Genomic DNA, 21,088 nt, shown 5'->3' on the forward strand with positions numbered 1-21,088 from the left:
AAGGCAAGCGCCAAGCCGAGGGGCATCTCGACTTCGCTCGATGCGAACGGAAATTGGAGGGTGTCGGCGGTCATCATGTCAGCGCGCCTTCCACTCGGGCTTGCGCTTCTGGGCGAAGGCAAGCGGGCCTTCGCGGGCGTCCTCGCTGCGCATCAGGGCCGCGCGCTCGCGGGTGTTATGTTCCCAATAGGGTGCATCGGCAGCGATGCGGCCGTCCTGGATGCCGAGCGCGACGCGCTTCGATACCTGCACCGACAGCGGCGCATTGGCCGCAATCTTTTCCGCGAGCGCGATTGCGGTCGGCATGAGGTCGGCGAGCGGCACGACATGGTTGACCAGCCCGAACTCGGCGGCGCGCGCGGCAGGGATCGGGTCGCCGGTGAGCATATATTCCATCGCCAGCTTGCGCGGCAGTTGCTGCGCGAGGCGGAAGGCGCCGCCCGCGGCGGCGAACAGCCCGACCTTGACCTCGGGCAGGCCGAATTGCGCATGGTCGGCGGCGACGATGATGTCGCTCATCAGTGCGATCTCGCAGCCGCCGCCGAAGGCGAAGCCGTTGACCGCGGCGATGATCGGCTTCGAGATCGGGTGCGCGACCATGCCCGCGAACCCCCACTCCTGCTGCGCCTTGTCGGCGGGCTGGAGGCTCTCGCCGCGCGACAGCGCGACAAGGTCGGCACCCGCGCAGAAGCTTTTGTCGCCGGCGCCGGTGATCACGACGGCGCGAATTTCGGCGTCGTTTTCTGCCTCTTCGAGCGCGGTGCCGATGCCGACATGGACTGCGGCGTTGACCGCATTGCGCGCCTCGGGCCGGTTGATCGTCACGATCAGCACATGGCCGCGGCGTGTCGTGAGGATGGTGGTGTCGGTCATCGCGAATCTCTCCCATTCGGGCGAGTATCGCGGTTGGTTGACGTTTACGTCAACTGCTAACCACAGCTTTTCCAACCATCGTCATTCCGGCGAAGGCCGGAATCTCGCCGTCACAGTTTAACGCACCGGCGAGACCCCGGCCTTCGCCGGGGTGACGAAATGATGGTTGGGGCACTCAGATCGACTGGCCGGTCTTCGCCCAGTCGGCGAGGAAGCCCTCGATGCCCTTTTCGGTCAGGATATGCTTGAACAGCCCCTTGATCACCGACGGCGGCGCGGTCATCACGTCGGCGCCGATCTTGGCGGCTTCGAGCACATGGATGCCGTGGCGCACGCTCGCGACGAGGATTTCGGTGTCATAGGCATAATTGTCGTAGATCAGCCGGATATCGGCAATGAGCTGCATGCCGTCGAAGCCATTGTCGTCGTGGCGGCCCACAAAGGGCGAGACGAAGGTCGCGCCGGCCTTCGCCGCGAGAAGCGCCTGCGCCGCCGAGAAGCAGAGCGTCACATTGACCATCGTGCCGTCGCTGGTCAGCGCCTTGCAGGTCTTCAAACCGTCGATCGTCAGCGGCACCTTGATGCAGACATTTTCGGCGATCTTGCGGAGGATTTCGGCCTCCTTCATCATCGTTTCATGGTCGAGCGCGACGACTTCGGCCGACACCGGGCCAGTGGTCAGCGCGCAGATTTCCTTCGTCACTTCCTTGAAATCGCGGCCCGACTTGGCGATCAGCGACGGGTTGGTGGTCACCCCGTCGAGCAGGCCCGTCGCGGCGAGTTCCTTGATGTCGGCGATTTCGGCGGTGTCGGCGAAGAATTTCATGGCGCGGGCGATCCTTTTGGGAAGGTGATTCGGGTCTGGTGATCCCCTAAAGCCCTTTGTCCGTCATTGCGAGCGGAGCGAAGCAATCTCCAGCCATCGGTCTCGCATAAGGCCGATGGCTGGAGATTGCTTCGTCACCTGCGGCTCCTCGCAATGACGGGAACGGGAAATGGCTAGCGTTCCATTTTTGTTCCCGCTAAGCGATCGTCATGGCCAAAGCGAAGCGTCAATATGTCTGCCAGAATTGCGGATCGGTTTCCTACCGGTGGCAGGGGCAGTGCGCCGATTGCAACGAGTGGAACACGCTGGTCGAGGAGGCCGGCGAGACGGCCTTTTCGGCGAAGCATGACCTGAGCCGCGGCGGGCGGACGCTCGCGCTCGAAACGCTCGATGCCCAGAGTGTCATGCCCGAACGGATGCTGTGCGGGATCGCCGAGTTCGACCGGGCGCTGGGTGGCGGGTTCGTCGCGGGGTCGGCGACGCTGATCGGCGGCGACCCGGGTATCGGTAAGTCGACACTGCTCCTGCAGGCGGCGGGGCGGCTCGCGAAGGCGGGCAAGTCGGTGGTCTATATCAGCGGCGAGGAAGCGGCGGCACAGGTGCGGCTGCGCGCGCAGCGGCTGGGGCTCGGCGATGCGCCGGTCGCGCTGGCGAGCGCGACCTCGGTGCGCGACATCCTCGCGACGCTCGACAGCCGCACCGCCGATTTCGTCGTGATCGACTCGATCCAGACGATGCACAGCGACCTGATCGACAGCGCACCGGGGACGGTGAGTCAGGTCCGGGCGAGCGCGCAGGAACTGATCCGCTATGCCAAGGACGGCGGCGCGGCGATCGTGCTCGTCGGTCATGTTACCAAGGACGGGACGATTGCCGGCCCGCGCGTCCTCGAACATATGGTCGACACGGTGCTGGCGTTCGAGGGCGAGCGCAGCCACCAGTATCGCATTCTGCGCGCGATCAAGAACCGCTTCGGCGGTACCGACGAGATCGGGGTGTTCGCGATGGGCGAGGAGGGACTGGGCGAGGTCAGCAACCCGTCCAGCCTGTTCCTGACCGACCGCAGCCGCGACGTGCCGGGGTCGGTGGTCTTTCCGGCGCTCGAAGGGACGCGTCCGGTGCTCGTCGAGGTGCAGGCGCTGACGGTACGGCTGGCGAGCGGCGCGACGCCGCGGCGCGCCGTGGTGGGTTGGGACAGCGGGCGGCTGGCGATGGTGCTCGCGGTGCTGGAGGCGCGCTGCGGCCTGCAGATGGGCGCCGCCGAAGTCTATCTCAACATCGCGGGCGGTTACCGGTTGACCGATCCCGCTGCCGACCTTGCGGTTGCGGCCGCCCTCATTTCGGCGTTCAGCGAGCAGCCGGTGCCTGCCGATGCGATCGTGTTCGGCGAATTGTCGCTGTCGGGCGAGGTGCGGCAGGTCGCGCACGACGGGCTGCGGCTGCGCGAGGCCGCGAAGCTCGGCTTTTCGCGCGGCTGGGGGCCGAAAGGCATGAAAGGCGTGGGTGGAATCTCGGTCACCGGTTTCGGCCGCCTCGGCGAACTCGTTGACCTGATGCTCGGGCGCGACTAGCGACCGGCGCATGGGAAGTCTGACGGCTCTGGATATCCTCGTGCTGACGCTGGTCGGCGGCGGCGCGGTGCTCGGTTTCATGCGCGGGCTGGTACAGGAGGTGACGACGCTCCTGGCCTGGGTGCTGGCGATTCTGGCGGTGCGCTTCTTCCACCCGCTGGCCACCGATTTGCTGTCGGGCTGGATCGAGGCGCCCGGCGGCGCGGCGATGCTCGCTTTCGTGGTGCTGTTCGGCGGTGTCTTCGCACTCGCCAAATGGGGATCGCGCGCGATGGGGCAGCGCAGCCGCGCTTCGCTCGTCGGCGGCTTCGACCGCGGGCTTGGCGCGGGTTTCGGGGCGGTGAAGGGGCTGCTCGTTGCGACGCTGCTCTTCATGGTGGTGACCCTGCTTTACGACATCGGCTACGGCAATGCACAGCGGCCCGCGTGGATGGCCGAAAGCCGCACCTATCCGGCGCTCAACGCGACGAGCGCCGCGATGAGCAAGGTGATCGCCGAACGCCGCGCCGCGGCGCGCGAGGACAGCGCGGCGGCGGCAAAACAGGACGCGGCCGAAGCGGCAAAGCGATGAGCGCGCCGCTTTACAATCGCGACATATTGGCGCTGGCGGTCGCGACCGCCGAATATCTGCCCAATCCCGCGGCGCGCCACCATGCCAGCGCCCGCGCGCCGCTCTGCGGTAGCCGGATCCTCCTCGATCTCGACACCGGCGACGATGGACGCGTGACCGGGGTCGGCATGCATGTCGAGGCCTGCGCGCTGGGGCAGGCGTCGGCAACATTGCTCGCGCGGCATGCGCCGGGATGCGGCATCGCCGAGATTCGCGCCGCGCGCGACGCCATCGCGGGCTGGTTCGCCGGCACCGGCGCGTTGCCCGACTGGCCGGGCTTCGACCTGCTCGCCCCGGCGCGCGATTATCCGGCGCGCCACGGCGCGATCCTGTTGCCGTTCGACGCCGCGATTGCGGCGCTCGAGGAACAGGCGGCGCGGGCGTGACGATGCTGGCGCTCGCCGCGGCCGCGACCGAGGTTGCTGCGGAGAATGCAACCGACGCGGCGCTGGTCGAAGGCGCGATCCTGCTCGGCGTCGCGACGCTGTTCGTGCTGATCTTTCGCCGCCTCGGGCTCGGCGCGGTGCTCGGCTATCTGATCGCCGGCGCGCTTGTCGGGCCGCACGGGCTGGGCCTCGTCGGCGGGGGCGAATCGAAGCTCGCCTTCGCCGAACTCGGCATCGCCTTCCTGCTGTTCCTCGTCGGGCTGGAGCTGCATCCGCGGCGCCTGTGGGAGCTGCGGCGCGCGATTTTCGGGCTCGGGCTGGTGCAGGTCGTGGCGACCGGGCTGATTCTCACGGGGCTGATCTTCCTCACCCTCGGTTTCAGTTGGCAGGCGGCGCTGGCGCTCGGCCTGCCGCTGGCGCTGTCGTCGACCGCGCAGGTGCTCCCCAGCCTGAAAAGTTCGGGGCGGATCAATTCGCCCTTTGGCGAAAAGGCCTTCTCGATCCTGCTGTTCCAGGATCTGGCGATCGTGCCGATGATCACCATTGTCGCCGCGCTGTCGCGGGCGCCCGCCGATCCCTCGGCGCCGCCGGGCGGGATGATGGCGCTCTATACGGTGCTGGCGATTGCCGGGCTGGTGCTTGCGGGACGTTTCGTCCTCAATCCGCTGCTCCGCGTCGTCGGAAGGTACGGCGAGCGCGAACTGTTCGTCGTCGTCGGGCTGCTCGCGATCCTCGCCAGCGCGGCGCTGATGCACAGCCTCCACCTGTCGACCGCGCTCGGGGCGTTCGTCGCCGGGGTGATGCTCGCCGATTCGCCGTACCGGCACGAAATCGAATCGGACGTCGAGCCGTTCCGCCTGATCCTGCTCGGCCTGTTTTTCCTCGCGGTCGGCATGGTGCTCGATATCGACGCGGTGATGGCGCGGCCGTTGCTCGTCGTCGGGCTCGCGCTGGGCCTCGTGGCGGTCAAGGTCAGCGTGCTCACCGTCATCGTGCGGCTGTTCGGCAAGAGCTGGAAGACCGCGCTCGGGCTTGGCCTGTTGCTGAGCCAGGGCGGTGAATTTGGTTTCCTGCTGTTTACCCAGGCGGCCGACGCGTTGCTGATCGAACCGGCGGCGGCGAGCCTGTTCAGCGCGGTGGTAACGCTGTCGATGGTCACGACGCCTTTCCTGATGCTGTTTGCGCGCAACCTCGAATTCTCGCCCGACCGCGATGGGGAGATGCCCGAGGGACCCGACGAGGCGCCGCGCGGGTCGGCGATCGTCATCGGTTACGGGCGGTTCGGGCAGATCGTCGCGCAGATGCTCAATGGCGTCGCCTGCTCGGTGACGCTGATCGACAAGAAGCCGAGCCAGATCGAACTGTCGAGCCGCTTCGACACCAAGGTCTATTTCGGCGACGGGCTGCGCGTCGACCTGCTCCGCCGCGCGGGGGCGGACGAAGCCCGGCTGATCATCTTCTGCATCGACGATGCGTCGGTCGACGCGGCGGCGCTGAAACCCGTGGTCGACGCCTTTCCGCAGGCGAGAGTGCTGACGCGGGTGTTCGACCGCCGCCAATTGATGGCGATCGACGGCGCGGGCACGGCGGGCGCCGTGCGCGAGGTGTTTGAAAGCTCGATTGCACTGGGACTCCTCGCGCTCCGCGAACTCGACGTCGATCCGCGCGAGATGGAGGATGTCGAAACCGCGCTCCGCCATCTCGACCAGACGCGGTTCGACGCGCAGATGGTCGACGGCGACCTGTCGGCGGGCATGGATCACCGGTTCAAGCCGGGAGGCGGCCGCGAGGCGACGAGCGTCCTCGAAGCGCTGCGCCAGCGGCGGCAGGCGGCGAAAAAGGTGCGCGATGAAGGAGCGGGCGAGGCCGCTTGATCGGAATGCCCGGACGCGACCGATAGTCGCCGTTCCCGTTCATCGTCACCCCGGACTTGATCCGGGGTCCATGACTTCAACGCTGCAGTGGATCCCGGATCAAGTCCGGGATGACGAGAATGGATGAAGCAGCGTCCGCTCCCCGTACCCCAAAGCAGACACCCGCGCCAACAACGCGGCTCAGGCGGCTCAGGCGGCCTCGCCGTCAAGGAACGCTGCCACCGCGTCGAGCCCGTAGTCTTCGGTGACGAAACTCTGTCCGGTGCCGCGGGTCAGGATCAGCGGCAGTTTGCCGCCGCGAACCTTTTTGTCATGCGCCATATGGTCGGCGAGCGCACGGCCGCCGGTGTTGATTCCGGCGCTGGCGAGGCTGTGCGGCAGGTCGACGCTGGCCAGATGGTCGCGCACGCGCTCCGCATCTTCGGGCGGGCAAAGGCCGTTCGCGGCGGAGAATTGATGCGCGAGCACCATGCCCGCGGCGACCGCTTCGCCGTGGAGCAGGCGGTCGGAATAGCCGGTCTCGGCCTCGAGCGCGTGGCCGAAGCTGTGGCCGAGGTTGAGCAGCGCACGGATATCCTGCGTTTCGCGCTCGTCGGCCGCAACGATACGCGCCTTGGCCGCGACGCTGTGCGCGATCGCATGCGCGCGCGCGGCGCTGTCGCCGGCGAGCAGGGCGGCGCCATGTTCCTCGCACCAGCCGAAGAAGGCCGCGTCGTCGATCAGTCCATATTTGACGACCTCGGCATAGCCGGCGCCGAGTTCGCGGCGCGGCAAGGTTGCAAGCGTCGTCGGATCGATCACGACGAGCGCCGGCTGATGGAAGGCGCCGATCAGATTCTTGCCGGCGGGAACGTTGATCGCGGTCTTGCCGCCGACGCTGCTGTCGACCTGCGCCAACAAAGTGGTCGGGACCTGGATGAAGTTGCAGCCGCGCTTGACGATGCTGCACGCGAAGCCGACGAGATCGCCGATCACGCCGCCGCCCAGCGCGATGACATGATCGCTGCGCTCGACGCCTTCGCCGATCAGCCATTCGGTGAGGCGCGCGAGCCCCGCCCAGCTCTTGGTCGCTTCGCCCGGATCGAGCACGAAAGAGGAGAAGGAGATATTCTCCATCGCCAGCGACGTGCCGACCCTGGTCAGATAATGCTCCGCGACATGGCGGTCGGTGACGATCATCGTCCGCGGACGCTTGAGGAGCGGGGCGACATGGCGGCCGATGTCGGCGAGCAGCCCGTCGCCGATCAGGATTGGATAGCTGCGCTTGCCAAGCTCGACGGTCAACTCTTGCATTGGGCGATGGCCTCCATGATCGCTCGCACCGTATGTTCGTGCGGCGTGCTCGCCGAACTGACGCGCACATGCGCCTCGGCGTAGATAGGATTGCGGACCGCGGCGAGTTCGCGGAGCACCTCGCCCGGATCACGGTCCTTGAGCAGCGGGCGGTGGCTGCGCCGCGCGACGCGGTCGACGAGCGTCGGGATATCGGCGTCGAGCCAGATGCACAGGCTGCTTTCGAGGATCAGAGCGCGCGTGTCGTCGTTGATGAAGGCACCGCCGCCGGTCGCCAGCACCAGCGGCTTGCCGGTCAGCAGCCGCTGGATCACCCGCCGTTCGCCATCGCGAAAATGCGCTTCGCCGAAGCGCGCGAAAATATCCGAAATCGTCATGCCCGCCGCAAGCTCAATCTCGTCGTCCGCGTCGGCAAAGCGCATGCCGAGCTTTTGTGCGAGGCGGCGGCCGATCGTCGATTTCCCGGACCCCATCAACCCGACGAGCACGATCGAGCGCTCGCGGATCGACGCAGGGATGGCCTGCGAACGAGTGGCGGCCGGGCTTTTCGGGTTTCGCGACATGGTGCGCGCGGCTATACCGCCGAAGCCGCGCGGAACAATGGTTTTCGCCGGTACGACGAATGGTGGGCATTGGATATTGCGCGCGAAGGGCAGATCGGGAAAAGGCCGCTGGATTGCACGATCGATCGTGCTGGCCCTGCTGCTCGTCGCCTTCTGGCTGTTCCTGCTGTTTCTGGGCCGGCCGATCGAGCCAAGGACGATTGAGGTGGACGTGACCGACAAGATTGCCGAAAGCGGGACGCGATGAAGAAGTCGATCCTATCGCTGACGCTGGGCCTGTCGGGTGCCGCCATCGCTGCCGTGCTGGTCTTGCCCGCGCTCGCACAGGAATCGCTGTTGCCCGAAGGCTTCGGCAATCCTGCCGAGACCCCGGCGCCGCGCCCGTCGCCGACGCCGTCGCCCACCGCGACGCCCGCACCGACCGCGACTCCGAAGGCCGGGTCGCCGCCCCCGCCGCCGGTCACCGCGACGCTCGGGAGCAGCGCTGCGAGCGACACCGGCGATGCGGAAGAAGGCGAGGAGGGCGAGGAGGTCGCGCCCGGGACGCTGAAATACGACTTGCCGCCGGGCGCGCGCCGCCTGCTGACCCGCATCGGGCCGCTGACCCCCGAAACCGGCGGGCTCGGGCCCGATGCCTTCGGCGTTCGCGGCCAATATGCCGCCGCGATCATGCGGGGCACCCGCGGCGAGCTTGCGTCGCGCTGGGGACAGATATTGCTGCGGCGGTCGCTCGTGTCGGCGATCGACACGCCCGACACGATCAACGGCGCCGACCTTGCCGCCGAACGCGCGGCGCTGCTCTTGCGCATGGGCGAATCGATCGCCGCGCGCTGGATCGTGCAGTCGGTCGATTACGACCGCGCCAGCCCGCGCCTCGTTTCGGTCGCGCAGCAGACCTTCCTCGCCAACGCCGATCCGGCGGGCATGTGCGCCTATGTCCCCGCGGGACTGGCGCATGGCGACGAACAGGCGTGGCGCCTCGCCGCCGCGATCTGCGCCGGCCTGTCGGGCGAAGCGGGACCTGCCGGATGGGCGATCGGGCGCGTGCGGTCGAGCGGCAAGATTTCCAATTTCGACATCCTGCTCGCCGAACGCGTGCTCGGCGCGACCGGCGCGGGACGTCGCTCGACGACGATCGAATGGGACAAGGTCGACCGCCTGACGAGCTGGCGTTTCGGCATGGCGACCGCGACTGCGGTTCCGATTCCCGAGCCGCTGCGCGCCTCGGAACCATATTATATGCGTGGCTGGACGGTGCTGGCCCCGATGACCGACATGACGCAGCGCATCGCGGCGGCGCCCGATGCTGCGGCGCGCGGGGTGCTGTCGAGCGAGGCCTATGTCTCGCTGCTCAGCGCCGCGGCGGGTCAGGAAGAGCCCGCCGAAGCGCTCACGGCGCAAACCGACGCGCTGCGTAACGCCTTCGGCGCGGCGAGCGGCGTCGAACGTTATACCGCGATGCAGGGATTGTGGGGCGCCGATGCGAACACGCCCGGCCGCTACGCCGCGATGATCGCGACGGCGCGCGCCGCCGCGGCGCTGCCGGTGAGCACCGAGGTCGGCGATGATCCGTGGCAGCTCGTGGGGTCGATGTTCGCCGGCGGATATGATCGCAATGCGATCGACTGGGTGCCCTCCATATCGGTCGGCAGCCGGACGTGGGGCTTGCTCGCGGTGGGTTCACCGCGGCCGCTGAACGGCACCAACGCGAGCGCGATCGGCAATTTCGCCGGCGACGACGACAGTGCCGGATCGCTGCGTTCGAAATTCCTGCTCGCCGGTCTCGCGGGGCTCGGCCGTATCGACGCCAGCGCCGCCGCCTCGGCGGCAAGCGATCTCGACGTCGATCTCGGCAAGCAGACGCGCTGGTCGCGCGCGATCATGGCGGCGGCCGAACGGCGCGAACCCGGCATGGTCGCGCTGCTCGCCGCGGCGGGGATGCAGGGCGACTGGTCGAAGGTGCCGCCCTATCACCTCTATTATATCGTCCGGTCCTTGCGCGAAGTCGGGCTCGGCTCCGAAGCGCGGATGATCGCCGCCGAAGCGCTGGTGCGTGTCTGAGTCTATCAAAGTGCGGCAACGGCCCGCGCCCCCACCCGGCCTCCCAAACAGCGTAACATGTCGTTGGGAGGCCCTCGGCGCCACGCGTCGCCTCGGGCGGTGGGGGCGCGGGCCGGTGCCGGGCCTTTGCAATGTCTGACGGGGCTCTTATCGAGCGCTTTCTCGAGATGATGGCGGCTGAGCGCGGGGCGTCGCGCAACACGCTGGCTGCCTATCGCCGCGATCTGGAACAGGCTGCCCAGCTTGCCAAGGGCAGTCTTGCGGACGCCGATACGGCGGCGCTCAGAAAATTGATGGCGGATTATCAGTCGCTTGCCGCAAGCAGCGCGGCGCGCAAGCTGTCGGCGCTACGCCAGTTCTTCGCCTTTTTGCTCGACGAAGGCGAACGCGCCGACAATCCGGCGCTCGACATCGCGCGCCCGGCGACGCGGCGGCCGCTGCCGCGCATCGTGACGCACGACGACGTCGAACGGCTGTTCGCGCAGGCGGGCGAGGAGGCGGCGGGCGAAACGCCGCCTGCGGCCGCAGTACGCATGCTGCTGCTGATCGAGCTTCTTTATGGCTCGGGCCTGCGCGCGAGCGAACTCGTCACCCTGCCGCGCCGCGCGGTTGCGGGGACGCGCGAATATCTGATCGTCCGCGGCAAGGGCGACAAGGAGCGGTTGGTACCGCTGTCCGAACGCGCCCGCGACGCGCTGGGCCGCTGGCTGCCGCTGCTCGCCGACGGGTCGCCGTGGCTCTTCCCGTCGGGCAAGGCGCATCTGTCGCGCGTGCGGTTGTTCCAGATGCTGCGCGAACTCGCGGGCCGCGCCGGGATCGATCCGGCGGCGATCAGTCCGCATGTGCTGCGCCATGCCTTTGCCACCCACCTGCTGGAAGGCGGCGCCGATTTGCGCGCACTGCAATTGATGCTCGGCCACGCCGATATCGCGACGACCGAGATTTACACCCATGTCGACAGCCGCCGTCTCGTCGAACTGGTCAACCGGCGGCATCCCCTGGCGCGGATGGATGTCGCGGCGGCGGGCGTTGACGTTGCGGCGCCTTCGTCCTAGCGACGGCGCATGACAGCCTTTCTGGACTTCGAAAAACAGGTCGCGGCGCTCGATCGCCAGATTGCCGAACTGCGCGAGATGGGCGACGACCCGACGCTCGACATCGATGGTGACGTCGCGCGGCTGGAGGCCAAGTCCTCGAAATTGCTGCGCGAAATCTATGCGAAGCTGACCCCCTGGCAAAAGACGCAGGTGGCGCGTCATCCCGACCGGCCGCATTTCAAACATTATGTCGCGGGGCTGTTCGACGATTGGATGCCGCTCGCCGGCGACCGCAATTTCGGCGACGATCAGGCGATCCTCGGCGGGCTCGCGCGCTTTCGCGGCCGCCGCGTGATGGTGATCGGGCACGAAAAGGGCGACGATATCCCCTCGCGCATGAAGCATAATTTCGGGATGGCGAAGCCCGAAGGCTATCGCAAGGCGATCCGCCTGATGCAGCTCGCCGACCGCTTCGGGCTGCCGGTGGTGACGCTGGTCGATACGTCGGGTGCCTTTCCGGGCATCCAGGCCGAGGAGCGCGGTCAGGCCGAAGCGATCGCCCGTTCGACCGAACAATGCCTCGCGCTCGGCGTTCCGATGATCGCCGCAGTGGTCGGCGAGGGTGGCTCGGGCGGCGCGATTGCGCTTGCGGCGGCCAATCGCGTGCTGATGTTCGAACATGCTGTCTATTCGGTGATTTCGCCCGAAGGCTGCGCATCGATCCTGTGGCGGACGTCGGACAAGGCGGCCGATGCTGCGGCGGCGATGAAGATGTCGGCCGAGGATCTGCTGGCGCTCAGGGTCATCGACCGCATCGTTCCCGAACCGGTGGGCGGCGCACACCGCGCCCCCGAGGTCGCGATCGCGTCGCTGGGTGATGCCATCGCGCAGGAACTCGATGCGCTCGCCGGCCTGCCGCGCGACACATTGCTGGCCGCACGCGAGGAAAAATTCCTCGCGATGGGCCGCGCCTGACCGTTCCGGACCCGGAACCCGATCCGCGCCTCTCGCGTTATTTCCGCAACATAGGGGCAAGCTCCGGTTCCGCCGCGGCTTGCCTTGTCGCAATCAGCGGATATTCCTGCGCAAGGGATAGGCCCGGCAATAAGACCATAAGGGAGGCGCACCGATGACCCGGAAGACAATGACCGCTTTGGCAATCACGCTGGCCGCCGGCATGATAGCCGGCACCGGCGGAATCGGCGCGCCCGCCGACGCCAAGACCAAGACGATCAAGACTGCGACGAGCATTTCGGCCAGCGACCGCAAGCAGGGGCAGGACGCCCATCCGCAGTTGATGGAGGAATTCGGCGGCGCCTATGCCGGGCCGCAGGCGAGCTATGTCAATCGCATCGGGCAGAATATCGCGGTGCAGTCGGGCTTGTCGCGGAACCCCGGCGACTTCACCGTGACCCTGCTCAATTCGCCGGTGAACAACGCTTTTGCGATCCCCGGCGGCTATGTCTATGTCACCCGCCAGTTGATGGCGTTGATGAACGACGAGGCCGAACTGGCGGGCGTGCTGGGCCATGAGGTCGGGCATGTCGCGGCGCAGCACAGCAAGAAGCGCCAGTCGGCGGCGACGCGCAACGCGATCCTCGGCGTGCTGGCGCAGGTCGTGGGCGGCGCGATCGGCGACAATGGCGGGCTGCTCGGCGGCCTTGGCGGCCTGATCCAGAACAATGCGATGCAGGTCGCGCAATATGCGACCCTCGGCTTCTCGCGCAGCCAGGAATTGCAGGCCGACCAGCTCGGCGTCCAGTATCTGCGCAGCGCCGGCTATGACCCGCTGGCGCTGTCGACGATGCTGGCGAGCCTTGCCGCCCAAACCAATCTCGAAGCGCGCCTCGCGGGCGGCGATGCACGCGCTATTCCCGAATGGGCGAGCACGCACCCCGATCCGGCGTCGCGCGTGCGTAATGCCCAGACGCTGGCGAGCCGCGCGGGAACGGGCGGCGTCCGCAATGCCGACGCCTTCCTCGCCTCAGTCGACGGCGTCCTCTATGGCGACGATCCCAAGCAGGGCGTGGTCGAGGGCAATGAATTCCTTCACCCCGATCTCAAGCTGAAATTTGCGGTTCCGAACGGCTATGGCATGCAGAACGGCAACAGCGCCGTCACCGTCAGCGGCAATGGCGGGCAGGCGCAATTTTCGACCGGTGCCTATAACGGCGACATGAATGCCTATGTTTCGGCGGTGTTCAAATCGATCGCCGGCAATAGCTCGGTCAGCCCGAGCAGCCTCCAGCGGACGACGGTGAACGGGATTCCGGCTTATTATTCGGTCGCGCGCGCGAACACCCAGTCGGGACAGGTCGATGTGACCGTCTTCGCTTATGAGTTTTCGAAAAATCAGGCCTTTCACTTCGTCGCGCTGACCAAGGCGGGCGGGGCCGGGGTGTTCAACCCGATGTTCAACAGCGTGCGGCGGCTGAGCACCGCCGAGGCCGCGGCGATCCGGCCGCGCCGTGTCGATGTCGTGACGGTCGGGCGCGCCGACACGGTGGCCAGCCTCTCGAAACGCATGGCGTACAGCAATTACCAGTCGGAACGCTTCCAAGTGCTCAATCGCTTGACCGCGTCGAGCCGTTTGACGCCGGGGCAGAAGGTGAAGCTGGTCGTCTACGCGAGCCGGTAAGCAAAACACGAAAAAGGGCGGTGGATCGCTCCACCGCCCCTTCCTTGACCCGATGGGTCGTTTTTGGCCTTACGGAGTGGCCGGCGCGCCAGCCGAACGGGTCTTCAGCGCGGTGTCGACGTCCGTGAACGTGCCGCTGACGCTGGTGCCGACCGAACGGAAAGCAGCGATGCCGGCGACGGCGATGAGAGCTGCGATCAGGCCATATTCAATGGCGGTGGCAGCTTTTTCGTTGCGAATGAACTTCTTGAAAAACTTCATGTCTGGTCTCCTGACAATTCACTTACCCTGTTGACGGTCTGGTCGTGGTCAACATCAGCCGATTTACGGCGAATTGGTTTTGAAAAGCTTAATGTCGAAAATCCCTTTGTGCGGGCGCAAGTCCCGAAATCGGACAGTTACGGTTGATTCATTGCCTGTCCGGAGTTCGAGGAGATGTCGGTCCACATGTCGCCAGCCTGGGTTGCGACATTACCGACGGCGGCAATGAGGCCGATGAAGATCAGCGCGAGTATCAACCCGTACTCGACGGCTGTCGCGGCCCTGGTCGACCGCATCAGCCCGGAAATTTTGTTCATTGTCCCGCCCCTAACTGCAGTTATAGTTCCCGAGGCTGCCGAAGATCGCACAGGAGGGTTAATAATTTGGCTGTGGCGACACCCGGGAAATCCCCGGAAAACTGTCTCATTGTCGTCGCTGCTGCGCTCGTCGACCGCGACGGCCGCCTGCTTGTCCAGCAGCGGCCCGAAGGTTTGTCGATGGCGGGCCTGTGGGAGTTTCCGGGCGGCAAGATCGAGCCCGGCGAAACCCCCGAACAGGCGCTGATCCGCGAACTCGGCGAAGAATTGGCGATCGATGTCGATCACGCCTGTCTGGCGCCCGCCTGCTTCGCAAGCGACACGCTCGGCGACCGGCACTTGCTGTTGCTTCTTTATGTTTGCCGCAAGTGGCGGGGTACGCCGGTGGCGCAACACGCCAGCGCGCTGCGCTGGGTGCGGCCGGTCGAGTTGCACAGCCTCGCCATGCCGCCCGCCGACAAGCCGCTGATCGGACTGCTGGAAGCGCTCGTCTAGCTTTTCGGTTTCAGCGCATCAGCGAGCGATGCCGTGCCGCTGCCGCGCCGCGCCGGTTGCGGCTGGTCGGGGTGCGGCGCCCAGCCGCTGAAATGGATCACGCGGAAGGTTTCGGCAATGCGGCCATCGGGATCGGCTTCGGCGGCGAATGCTGCAGCGATGCGCGCCGCCTCGTCGCGGGTCAGCGGCGGCGGCGCGGGGGAAAGCCGGCTAGACAGGCCTGCGGCACGCAGATCGCGGACCAGCCCGAACCAGTCGCCATAGCGTACCGTCAGCGTATCGACGTCGACGACGGGGAGCGTGAAGCCGGTGCGCTGCAGCAAATTGCCCATCGCCGCTAGGTCGATCTGCGGGTGGAGGCGGCCGACCGGGCGCACGTCTTCGGTCATCGTCGCACGGCGCAGGCGCGGCAGGCTGCCGTCGCCGACAAAGGCGCCGAGGAGCAGGCCGTCGGGGGCGAGCAGCGCCCGCAGGCGGACGAGCGCGCCTGGAACATCGTTGATCGCATCGAGTCCGCCGGGCCAGACGATGAGGTCGAAACTGCCGAAGGGCAGGTCGATGCTATCGGCCTCGCCGACGATCGCGCCAGTGTTGGCGGCGAGGGCCGGCCCGGCCTCGAGGAGCGTCAGACTGGTGCCAAGGCCGCGCAGATGGGCGATCAGGGCCGCGTCATGGGCGCCGATCAGCAAGGTCCGGGAAAAATCGCGGGTGACCATGGCGAGGCGGTCGAGCAGGGTCTCGGCGATGATCGGCGCGAGGAAATCGGCGCCGGCGGGCTGGCGGGCGATGCGGTCGCGCTGGGCGCGCTGGCGGGCCGGGGAGAAGAGCGGGGGCTGCGACATGCGGCGCTTGTGCCGCCCCCGGCGATGCTTCACAAGTCCGCTATGGGGGAAGGCGGCGCGGATGATGCATCGGGGTGGCAAGCGGATCGCGCCTTGCGCCATATTGTCCGGACGATCGTCGACTATGCCCTGCCGCCGCGCTGCCCCGGATGCGGCCTCGTCGTCGATGACGACCGGCAGTTCTGCCTCTCCTGCTGGTCGTCGCTGACCTTTCTCGACGGACCGGCCTGTTCGCTCTGTTCGATCCCGCTGCCCGCCGCCTTGCCCGGCCCGGTGACTTGCGGCGCCTGCCTTGCCGCGCCGCCGCCGTTCGACGGCGCTCCGTCCGCGGTTGCTTACGGACCCGTGGCGCGCACCGTCGCGCTGCGGCTCAAATATGGGCGGCGCGTCGGGCATGCGCGGCTGATGGCACAGCTGATGGCACGCCCGCTCGGCAAGCTCGCGGATGCGGAGCCGGTGTTGCTTGTCCCGGTCCCGCTCCATCGCTGGCGCCTCTGGTCGCGCGGCTTCAATCAGGCGGCGCTTGTTGCCGACGAACTGACGCGGCTCACCGGTGTCCCGCACGACCATGATCTCCTGCTGCGGACCAAGGCAACGAAAGCGCTTCGCGGCCAGGGGCGGCGCGAACGCGAGCGGATCGTCGCAGGTGCCTTCGCGCTGGGGAATGACGCGAAAGAGAGGGCGGCGGGCCGGCATCTGGTGCTGATCGACGATGTCCATGCGAGCGGCGCGACGCTGCGCGCGGCGGCGCGGGCACTTCGTCGCAGCGGAGCGGTGCGCGTTTCGGCGCTTAGCTGGGCCCGGGTCGTTCCCGACGCGCTGATGACCAGCAACATATTTGACTTTGCGCGCGTTGATTCCGATATGATGGACGAAAGGATGACAGGATAGCCGCATGGCGAAGATCGAAATCTTTACCAAATTCTTCTGCCCCTATTGCTCGCGCGCGAAAGCGCTGTTCGACAAGAAGGGCGCCGCCTATCAGGAAATCGACGTGACGATGGATCGCGCCGGGTTCGACGCGATGGTCGATCGCGCCGGCGGCGCGCGCACCGTGCCGCAGATATTCATCGACGGAAAGCATGTCGGCGGCAGCGACGACCTTGCCGCGCTCGACGCGCGCGGCGGGCTCGATCCCCTGCTCGGCGCGGGATAATCCCGTGATCGTCTTCGACCTTTGCTGCGCGGCCGGCGATCACCGGTTCGAGGCATGGTTCGCGAGCAGCGACAGCTTCGCCGACCAGCAGGCGCGCGGACTGATCGCCTGCCCGGTCTGCGGCGACAGCGCGGTTGCGAAGGCGGTCATGGCGCCGCGGGTCGGGGCGAAATCGAACCAGCAATCGGGTGCAATTGCCAAACCTGCCGAGGTTTCGGCGACCGGTGAGCCTTCGCCCGAACTGGTGCGCAAGGTGATCGCGGAGATTGCGGCGAAGCAGGCCGAAATGCTGCCGCAGTCGCGCTGGGTCGGGCGCGATTTCGCCGACGCCGCCCGCGCGATGCACGAAGGACGGGCGAAGGAAGACCTGATCCACGGTCAGGCCTCGCCCGAACAGGCGGCGGAGCTCCGCGAGGATGGCATCGCCGCGATGCCGCTCCTCGTCCCTATCGCCCCGCCCGACGCGGTGAATTGATCGCCCGCCGATTGACGCTGGACGCCTCGCGCCGCTAAACGGACGCCGCGTGCACCCGTAGCTCAGCAGGATAGAGCATCAGATTCCTAATCTGGGGGCCACAGGTTCGAATCCTGTCGGGTGCACCACTTCCCGGTTGGGTGGCACAATAGATTTTGTCATCGAGGGCAGGGGGTGAATATGCTGAAACAACGTCTCGAGGCCGCCAACGATGTTGCGCGCAAGCTGGTCGAAGCGGAGCGTGCGATCGAAAACGCGATTGCCGCGACTGGCGTACTTGCCGGTGCGCTTGCGCAGGGGCAGGCGAGGGTGGGGTTATCCGCGGTTGCGGCCGATCCGGCTTATTCGCATTTGGCGGTCAGTTTCGCCGGGCTCTTCCAAGCGCATGCTAATATGGTGGCTCTCCATAAGGAACTCGAAATGATCAAGGACGCCATCGGACTTCGCAATTTCCGTATCGAAGGCACCGGCGATGCGACCAAGATCCTGCGACCGACGGGCGGAAATGATCGGGTAGCCCCTAAAGCACAGGTAGCGTGAAATCGATGCTCGTCACCTTCACTTGGCTCTGAGAGAGCGCCGCTTTGAATCGGCCGGGGGGTAGGATATCAGGGGCATTCACAGGCGAGGCGGGACGATGGTGAGAGAGGGCGCGCTCAAGCTGAAAGCGCAGCTATTCTGCGGCGACGAGCCCGCGATCGGCCCCGGCAAGGCGGACTTGCTCGAGGCGATCGATCGCGAAGGGTCGATCTCGGCGGCGGGGCGGTCGCTGGGGATGAGCTATCGCCGGTCGTGGTTGCTCGTCGACAGCATGAACCGCTGTTGGATCGAAAGACTCGTCGAAACGACGGCGGGCGGCGGAGCAGCGAAAGGCGCCCGGCTGACCGATTGCGGCCGGACGGTGCTGGCAAGCTATCGTGCGCTCGAACGCCGGCTGGCCGATGCCGCGCGGCGCGGGGGATTGGACGAGCTGACCGCGCTGATGCGCGCTGCGCCGCTGCCGCCGAGCGCGAAGCCCTGACGCGCCGGCGTCAGGGCAGCTTTGCGACCAGCGCTGCGATCGACGGCGTGGAGCTTGCGGCGATCTGCAGCAGATAATCCCCCGGGGTCAGCGAAAAATCGACCATCTTGCGGATGCCCGAGCATTGCGGACCATGGCCGTGCGCGGTCGACGCGAGTGCGCTGCCACCCTGAATCACGTCGACCCACGCGCCCGCGCCCAGCGCGACGCGGTAGCTGCCCGCCGTCTCGACGTGAAAAGCGAGGAGACCGGCGTGCGTTTCGCCTTCGCCGGGCTTGCCCGGCGGCGCAGCGAACCGGACCTTGCCGGCGGGTTGGAGCGCGACATCGGCGGCGCGGCCGATCGCGATGGGTGACGTTTCGGCCGCGGCGGCATCGGTCGCTGCCGTGAGCGTGCTGCGCGACGTCCACCCCGCCAGTTCGGCGGGGAGCGCCGTGCTGCCGGTCGTGCAGTCGGGCTCTTCCGCATAAGCGGCGCCGGGCGCGGCCAGCGCAAACGCCGTCATTGCGGCAAAAAAAGAGCGGCGCATGCTTTCCCTCCGAGGCAACCAATGTATATGGCCGTATATAGAGATTCGCCCAAAAGCAATGGCGATCTGCGACATAAGGGGAATTTCCATGCGACTGCTTCTTTTCGTAACGACGGCGCTCGCCGCCGCCGTCCCGGCCCATGCCCAAGCGTCCGACGAAGCAATTGCCGCGAAAGACAGCGCCTTCACGCTCGGCCAGATCGTCGTCACCGCGCCGCGTTCCGAGGATATCACGATCGGGACCGAAACGCTGTCGTCCGAAGCGATCTACACCTTCAACCGCAACACGCTCGACGAGGCGGTCAACCTGATGCCCGGCGTATCGTCGGCGAACAGCGGCGGCTCGCGCAACGAGCGGCTGATCTTCGTCCGCGGGTTCGACCGCTTTCAGGTGCCCGTGTCGCTCGACGGGATCCGCGTCTATCTGCCCGCCGACAACCGGCTCGACTATGGCCGCTTCCTGACCCCCGACATTGCCGAAATCCAGGTCGCCAAGGGCTATGCCTCGGTGCTCGACGGCCCCGGCGCGATGGGCGGGGCGATCAACCTCGTGACGCGCAAGCCGACCAAGGCGCTCGAAGCCGAGGCACGCGCGACGATCGATCTCGACCGCGACGTCGATTATGCCGGTTACAACGTCTTCGCGCTGCTCGGGACGCGGCAGGAAAAATTCTACGCGCAGGCGTCGTACACGCGCAACTTCCGGGACCATTGGGACCTTGCCGGCGGTTATGTCCCCGCGCCGGGTTCGGCCGAAGACGGCGGCGAGCGCGATTTCTCGCGGACGCGGGACTGGCGCGTGAACGCGAAATTCGGCTTCACGCCCAACGATACCGACGAATATTCGATCAGCTATACGCGGCAGGAAGGCGCCAAGAACGCGCCGCTGCACGTTACCGATCCCACTACCATGCCGTTGCCAGAGGGCGCGCCCAACCCGCGTTTCTGGACTTGGCCCTATTGGAATATCGAGAGCATATATTTCCTGTCAACGACCGCGCTCGGCGACCAGGCTACACTCAAGACCCGCGTCTATCGTAACACGTTCGACAATCTGCTGCGTTCGTTCAACGACGGAACCCAGACGACGCAATCGCTCGCGCGCGCGTTCGACAGCTACTACGCCGACGAGGCGTGGGGCGGATCGGCCGAACTGGCGGTTCAATTGACCGAAGCCAATCGCTTGACGCTGGCCGCGCATTACCGGCGCGACGAGCATCGCGAGCGGCAGGATGGCTTCTATAACAGGGTGCCGAGCAGCAGCGGTCCGCCGATCGCCTATAGCGAGCCCTGGCAGTCGACGGTCGAGGACACCTACAGCATTGCCGGCGAGAATGTGCTGGCGCTCAGCCCGACGCTGACCCTGACGCTGGGGGCGAGCTTCGACTGGCGCGACCTCAAGAAGGCCGAGGAATATACCATCTCCTTCACCTCGCCGGGGCGCCTGTTCGAATATCCGCTGGCCAACGCTTCGGCGTTCAACTGGCAGGGCCGGATCGAATATCGCCCCGACGATGCGACACGCCTGCATGCGAGCGTCTCGCGCCGTTCGCGTTTCCCGACGATCTTTGAACGATTCAGCACCCAGTTCGGCAATGCGGCGTCGAATCCGGGGCTCGAACCCGAACGGGCGACGAATTTCGAGATTGGCGGATCGCGCGATTTCGGCGGCGTCCATGTCGAGGGTACGGCCTTCTACAGCAACATCGACGACGCCATCGTGTCGGTGCGGCCGCTCGGATTCCCGGCCAATACCAGCCAGCGTCAGAATCTGGGCAGCGCCGAATATTATGGCGCCGAACTGGCGCTGACCGCGCACGTCGGACCCTCGCTCGAACTCGGCGCGAACTACACTTGGACGCATCGCTCGTTTGACATCGCAGCGGGGGCGGCGGGAACCGTAATCCCGGTATTCCGTCTGACCGACGTGCCGGCGCATAAGGGATTCGCCTATGTTGACTGGTCGCCGCTGGCCGGGCTGAGCATTGTGCCGAGCGTCGATATTGCCTCCAACCGGACGACGTTGGATACGTTTTCTCCGGTCTTCTATTACCGCACCGGCAGCTATATTCAGGCGAATCTGCGCATCGACTATGCGCTGCGCGACGGCATCGAGATCGGCGTCGGCGCGCGCAATCTGTTCGACGACAATTATGTCCTGACCGACGGCTTCCCCGAACCGGGACGCAGTTTCTTCGCGAGCATCCGGGCGCGTTACTGAGCGCCCGGAACCCTTTCGGCGCTGCCGCGCTATGAAGGG

The 21,088-nt window shown here is 66.7% G+C and carries 24 protein-coding genes and 1 tRNA gene; 17 read left to right on the forward strand and 8 right to left on the reverse strand.

What is annotated here, in order from left to right; genetic code table 11:
* Positions 1 to 78 precede the first annotated feature (78 nt).
* The gene (locus V6U71_RS02185) at positions 79 to 873 is read right to left on the reverse strand and encodes an enoyl-CoA hydratase-related protein (RefSeq protein ID WP_411340790.1); all 795 of its coding nucleotides are present in this window, start codon (positions 871 to 873) and stop codon (positions 79 to 81) included.
* Between the two features lie 175 nt (positions 874 to 1,048).
* Positions 1,049 to 1,699, reverse strand: a complete 651-nt coding sequence (fsa, locus tag V6U71_RS02190) for a fructose-6-phosphate aldolase (protein WP_411340791.1) — start codon at positions 1,697 to 1,699, stop codon at positions 1,049 to 1,051.
* Positions 1,700 to 1,908: 209 nt separating this feature from the next.
* Between fsa and radA the strand changes: the two genes are divergently transcribed.
* Genes radA through V6U71_RS02210 form a run of 4 tightly spaced genes read left to right on the forward strand, consistent with a single transcriptional unit; the run spans position 1,909 to position 6,140 of the window.
* Entirely contained in the window at positions 1,909 to 3,270 is a 1,362-nt protein-coding gene (gene radA / locus V6U71_RS02195; protein WP_411340792.1) for a DNA repair protein RadA, read from the forward strand.
* A 10-nt stretch (positions 3,271 to 3,280) separates the two neighbouring features.
* Positions 3,281 to 3,841 carry a CvpA family protein gene (locus tag V6U71_RS02200; RefSeq protein WP_411340793.1) on the forward strand — a complete coding sequence of 187 codons (561 nt, stop codon included), beginning with the start codon at positions 3,281 to 3,283 and terminating at the stop codon, positions 3,839 to 3,841.
* Positions 3,838 to 4,266 carry an iron-sulfur cluster assembly scaffold protein gene (locus V6U71_RS02205; protein ID WP_411340794.1) on the forward strand — a complete coding sequence of 143 codons (429 nt, stop codon included), beginning with the start codon at positions 3,838 to 3,840 and terminating at the stop codon, positions 4,264 to 4,266. The genes V6U71_RS02200 and V6U71_RS02205 overlap by 4 nt, the downstream gene beginning before the upstream one ends.
* A 2-nt stretch (positions 4,267 to 4,268) precedes the next feature.
* Positions 4,269 to 6,140 carry a cation:proton antiporter gene (locus V6U71_RS02210; protein WP_411342296.1) on the forward strand — a complete coding sequence of 624 codons (1,872 nt, stop codon included), beginning with the start codon at positions 4,269 to 4,271 and terminating at the stop codon, positions 6,138 to 6,140.
* A 189-nt stretch (positions 6,141 to 6,329) separates the two neighbouring features.
* Here the strand turns inward: V6U71_RS02210 and aroB are convergent, their stop codons facing one another.
* Both aroB and V6U71_RS02220 read right to left on the reverse strand, forming a co-directional pair.
* Entirely contained in the window at positions 6,330 to 7,433 is a 1,104-nt protein-coding gene (gene aroB / locus V6U71_RS02215; protein ID WP_411340795.1) for a 3-dehydroquinate synthase, read from the reverse strand.
* A complete protein-coding gene (locus tag V6U71_RS02220) occupies positions 7,421 to 7,996 on the reverse strand; it encodes a shikimate kinase (RefSeq protein WP_411340796.1) in 576 nt (191 codons plus the stop codon). Before V6U71_RS02220 ends, aroB begins: the two co-directional genes overlap by 13 nt.
* On the opposite strand from V6U71_RS02220, the gene V6U71_RS02225 reads away from it, so the two are divergent.
* The 5 genes from V6U71_RS02225 to V6U71_RS02245 all read left to right on the forward strand — a co-directional run bounded on the left by V6U71_RS02225 (position 7,995) and on the right by V6U71_RS02245 (position 13,732).
* The gene (locus tag V6U71_RS02225) at positions 7,995 to 8,243 is read left to right on the forward strand and encodes a hypothetical protein (protein ID WP_149037687.1); all 249 of its coding nucleotides are present in this window, start codon (positions 7,995 to 7,997) and stop codon (positions 8,241 to 8,243) included. The two genes, V6U71_RS02220 and V6U71_RS02225, sit on opposite strands and share 2 nt — an antisense overlap.
* Positions 8,240 to 10,057, forward strand: a complete 1,818-nt coding sequence (locus V6U71_RS02230; protein WP_411340797.1) for a hypothetical protein — start codon at positions 8,240 to 8,242, stop codon at positions 10,055 to 10,057. The genes V6U71_RS02225 and V6U71_RS02230 overlap by 4 nt, the downstream gene beginning before the upstream one ends.
* Positions 10,058 to 10,188: 131 nt before the next feature.
* A complete protein-coding gene (locus tag V6U71_RS02235; RefSeq protein WP_411340798.1) occupies positions 10,189 to 11,112 on the forward strand; it encodes a tyrosine recombinase in 924 nt (307 codons plus the stop codon).
* A 9-nt stretch (positions 11,113 to 11,121) separates the two neighbouring features.
* Positions 11,122 to 12,069, forward strand: coding sequence for an acetyl-CoA carboxylase carboxyltransferase subunit alpha (locus V6U71_RS02240; protein ID WP_054724572.1), 948 nt, complete (start codon positions 11,122 to 11,124; stop codon positions 12,067 to 12,069).
* Between the two features lie 154 nt (positions 12,070 to 12,223).
* Positions 12,224 to 13,732 (forward strand): M48 family metalloprotease, encoded by a 1,509-nt coding sequence (locus tag V6U71_RS02245; RefSeq protein WP_411340799.1) that lies wholly within the window; start codon positions 12,224 to 12,226, stop codon positions 13,730 to 13,732.
* Between the two features lie 69 nt (positions 13,733 to 13,801).
* Here V6U71_RS02245 and V6U71_RS02250 read toward each other — a convergent pair whose 3' ends face one another.
* Together V6U71_RS02250 and V6U71_RS02255 are read right to left on the reverse strand one after the other, a co-directional pair.
* Complete coding sequence (locus V6U71_RS02250) at positions 13,802 to 13,993, reverse strand: Flp family type IVb pilin (protein WP_054588934.1); 192 nt, start codon at positions 13,991 to 13,993, stop codon at positions 13,802 to 13,804.
* A gap of 137 nt (positions 13,994 to 14,130) precedes the next feature.
* Positions 14,131 to 14,310 (reverse strand): Flp family type IVb pilin, encoded by a 180-nt coding sequence (locus V6U71_RS02255; RefSeq protein ID WP_411340800.1) that lies wholly within the window; start codon positions 14,308 to 14,310, stop codon positions 14,131 to 14,133.
* A gap of 66 nt (positions 14,311 to 14,376) precedes the next feature.
* Here V6U71_RS02255 and V6U71_RS02260 point away from each other — a divergent pair, with 66 nt between their 5' ends.
* Positions 14,377 to 14,805 (forward strand): (deoxy)nucleoside triphosphate pyrophosphohydrolase, encoded by a 429-nt coding sequence (locus V6U71_RS02260; RefSeq protein WP_411340801.1) that lies wholly within the window; start codon positions 14,377 to 14,379, stop codon positions 14,803 to 14,805.
* Here V6U71_RS02260 and V6U71_RS02265 read toward each other — a convergent pair.
* Complete coding sequence (locus V6U71_RS02265; protein WP_411340802.1) at positions 14,802 to 15,647, reverse strand: methyltransferase domain-containing protein; 846 nt, start codon at positions 15,645 to 15,647, stop codon at positions 14,802 to 14,804. The two genes, V6U71_RS02260 and V6U71_RS02265, sit on opposite strands and share 4 nt — an antisense overlap.
* A gap of 42 nt (positions 15,648 to 15,689) precedes the next feature.
* On the opposite strand from V6U71_RS02265, the gene V6U71_RS02270 reads away from it, so the two are divergent.
* From V6U71_RS02270 to V6U71_RS02295, 6 genes are all read left to right on the forward strand, one after another.
* Positions 15,690 to 16,538 (forward strand): ComF family protein, encoded by an 849-nt coding sequence (locus tag V6U71_RS02270; protein WP_411340803.1) that lies wholly within the window; start codon positions 15,690 to 15,692, stop codon positions 16,536 to 16,538.
* 4 nt (positions 16,539 to 16,542) lie between these two features.
* Positions 16,543 to 16,803: a glutaredoxin 3 gene (grxC, locus tag V6U71_RS02275; RefSeq protein ID WP_054724586.1), complete on the forward strand. Its 261-nt coding sequence runs from the start codon at positions 16,543 to 16,545 to the stop codon at positions 16,801 to 16,803.
* Between the two features lie 4 nt (positions 16,804 to 16,807).
* Complete coding sequence (locus tag V6U71_RS02280) at positions 16,808 to 17,278, forward strand: DUF1178 family protein (protein ID WP_411340804.1); 471 nt, start codon at positions 16,808 to 16,810, stop codon at positions 17,276 to 17,278.
* Between the two features lie 51 nt (positions 17,279 to 17,329).
* A tRNA-Arg gene (locus tag V6U71_RS02285) sits at positions 17,330 to 17,406 on the forward strand.
* A 52-nt stretch (positions 17,407 to 17,458) separates the two neighbouring features.
* On the forward strand, positions 17,459 to 17,818 hold the full coding sequence (locus tag V6U71_RS02290; protein WP_411340805.1) for a hypothetical protein: 360 nt from the start codon (positions 17,459 to 17,461) through the stop codon (positions 17,816 to 17,818).
* Positions 17,819 to 17,918: 100 nt separating this feature from the next.
* Positions 17,919 to 18,299, forward strand: coding sequence for a winged helix-turn-helix domain-containing protein (locus V6U71_RS02295; protein WP_411342297.1), 381 nt, complete (start codon positions 17,919 to 17,921; stop codon positions 18,297 to 18,299).
* Positions 18,300 to 18,309: 10 nt separating this feature from the next.
* Here V6U71_RS02295 and V6U71_RS02300 read toward each other — a convergent pair whose 3' ends face one another.
* The gene (locus tag V6U71_RS02300) at positions 18,310 to 18,828 is read right to left on the reverse strand and encodes a homogentisate 1,2-dioxygenase (RefSeq protein WP_411340806.1); all 519 of its coding nucleotides are present in this window, start codon (positions 18,826 to 18,828) and stop codon (positions 18,310 to 18,312) included.
* 88 nt (positions 18,829 to 18,916) lie between these two features.
* On the opposite strand from V6U71_RS02300, the gene V6U71_RS02305 reads away from it, so the two are divergent.
* Positions 18,917 to 21,049: a TonB-dependent receptor plug domain-containing protein gene (locus tag V6U71_RS02305; protein ID WP_411340807.1), complete on the forward strand. Its 2,133-nt coding sequence runs from the start codon at positions 18,917 to 18,919 to the stop codon at positions 21,047 to 21,049.
* Positions 21,050 to 21,088 lie beyond the last annotated feature (39 nt).

Source organism: Sphingopyxis sp. J-6, assembly GCF_046603995.1.
In the GTDB taxonomy this organism is placed as follows: Bacteria; Pseudomonadota; Alphaproteobacteria; order Sphingomonadales; family Sphingomonadaceae; genus Sphingopyxis.

Excerpts from the sequence above, each read along its gene's own strand:
- V6U71_RS02265 (WP_411340802.1), bottom strand. The coding sequence starts at position 15,647 with ATGTCGCAGCCCCCGCTCTTCTCCCCGGCCCGCCAGCGCGCCCAGCGC.
- V6U71_RS02305 (WP_411340807.1), top strand. The coding sequence starts at position 18,917 with ATGCGACTGCTTCTTTTCGTAACGACGGCGCTCGCCGCCGCCGTCCCG.
- V6U71_RS02220 (WP_411340796.1), bottom strand. The coding sequence starts at position 7,996 with ATGTCGCGAAACCCGAAAAGCCCGGCCGCCACTCGTTCGCAGGCCATC.
- V6U71_RS02240 (WP_054724572.1), top strand. The coding sequence starts at position 11,122 with ATGACAGCCTTTCTGGACTTCGAAAAACAGGTCGCGGCGCTCGATCGC.
- V6U71_RS02200 (WP_411340793.1), top strand. The coding sequence starts at position 3,281 with ATGGGAAGTCTGACGGCTCTGGATATCCTCGTGCTGACGCTGGTCGGC.
- aroB (WP_411340795.1), bottom strand. The coding sequence starts at position 7,433 with ATGCAAGAGTTGACCGTCGAGCTTGGCAAGCGCAGCTATCCAATCCTG.
- grxC (WP_054724586.1), top strand. The coding sequence starts at position 16,543 with ATGGCGAAGATCGAAATCTTTACCAAATTCTTCTGCCCCTATTGCTCG.
- V6U71_RS02210 (WP_411342296.1), top strand. The coding sequence starts at position 4,269 with ATGCTGGCGCTCGCCGCGGCCGCGACCGAGGTTGCTGCGGAGAATGCA.
- V6U71_RS02250 (WP_054588934.1), bottom strand. The coding sequence starts at position 13,993 with ATGAAGTTTTTCAAGAAGTTCATTCGCAACGAAAAAGCTGCCACCGCC.
- V6U71_RS02205 (WP_411340794.1), top strand. The coding sequence starts at position 3,838 with ATGAGCGCGCCGCTTTACAATCGCGACATATTGGCGCTGGCGGTCGCG.
- radA (WP_411340792.1), top strand. The coding sequence starts at position 1,909 with ATGGCCAAAGCGAAGCGTCAATATGTCTGCCAGAATTGCGGATCGGTT.
- V6U71_RS02185 (WP_411340790.1), bottom strand. The coding sequence starts at position 873 with ATGACCGACACCACCATCCTCACGACACGCCGCGGCCATGTGCTGATC.
- V6U71_RS02245 (WP_411340799.1), top strand. The coding sequence starts at position 12,224 with ATGACCCGGAAGACAATGACCGCTTTGGCAATCACGCTGGCCGCCGGC.
- V6U71_RS02300 (WP_411340806.1), bottom strand. The coding sequence starts at position 18,828 with ATGCGCCGCTCTTTTTTTGCCGCAATGACGGCGTTTGCGCTGGCCGCG.
- V6U71_RS02235 (WP_411340798.1), top strand. The coding sequence starts at position 10,189 with ATGTCTGACGGGGCTCTTATCGAGCGCTTTCTCGAGATGATGGCGGCT.
- fsa (WP_411340791.1), bottom strand. The coding sequence starts at position 1,699 with ATGAAATTCTTCGCCGACACCGCCGAAATCGCCGACATCAAGGAACTC.
- V6U71_RS02255 (WP_411340800.1), bottom strand. The coding sequence starts at position 14,310 with ATGAACAAAATTTCCGGGCTGATGCGGTCGACCAGGGCCGCGACAGCC.
- V6U71_RS02230 (WP_411340797.1), top strand. The coding sequence starts at position 8,240 with ATGAAGAAGTCGATCCTATCGCTGACGCTGGGCCTGTCGGGTGCCGCC.
- V6U71_RS02290 (WP_411340805.1), top strand. The coding sequence starts at position 17,459 with ATGCTGAAACAACGTCTCGAGGCCGCCAACGATGTTGCGCGCAAGCTG.
- V6U71_RS02225 (WP_149037687.1), top strand. The coding sequence starts at position 7,995 with ATGGTGCGCGCGGCTATACCGCCGAAGCCGCGCGGAACAATGGTTTTC.
- V6U71_RS02270 (WP_411340803.1), top strand. The coding sequence starts at position 15,690 with ATGGGGGAAGGCGGCGCGGATGATGCATCGGGGTGGCAAGCGGATCGC.